1 protein-coding gene is annotated in these 479 nt (G+C 68.7%); it reads right to left on the minus strand.

Features of this window, described 5'->3' with window-relative positions; translation table 11 throughout:
* Nucleotides 1-50 precede the first annotated feature (50 nt).
* A complete protein-coding gene (locus AC1D34_RS38260) occupies nucleotides 51-458 on the minus strand; it encodes a ferredoxin-type protein NapF (RefSeq protein WP_476827115.1) in 408 nt (135 codons plus the stop codon).
* Nucleotides 459-479: the final 21 nt, after the last annotated feature.

A 479-nucleotide genomic window follows, 5' to 3' on the forward strand; every position in this document is an offset into this window, starting at 1 on the left:
GGCCGCTTGGGCTTCAGGCATGGGCTGCCTCCGCTGCGGCCGCTTGGGCTTCAGGCATGGGCTGCCTCCGCTGCCGTGGGGCAGGTTCCGATGGCGGCGGCTGGGCAGGCCGCGATGCAGGCGCCGCAGCCGGTGCATTGAGTGGCGGTGAGAACAGGCAGGGCAGGGCCACCAAGGCGCGATCGGAAACGGATCGCCGCTTCCGGACAGGCATCGCCGCAGCTCTGGCAAACGATGCCGCGTGCGGCAAAGCATGTGTCCCCGATCACGGCAACGTGCTGGAATCCAGATCGCCCGCGATCGAAGACCGGCTCCGGGCAGGCTGCGGCGCAGGCTCCGCATAAGCTGCATTCGCTGGAGCTGAAATCGATCTCGGGACTCTGCCGGGCATCGAGCCTGATGATCGCTTGCGGGCAGGCGCTGACGCAGGCGCCGCATCCCGTGCAGGCGCTCGCGATTGTCTCTTCGAGGGACCAGGG

This window comes from Allobosea sp. P1_A7 (assembly GCF_056406775.1).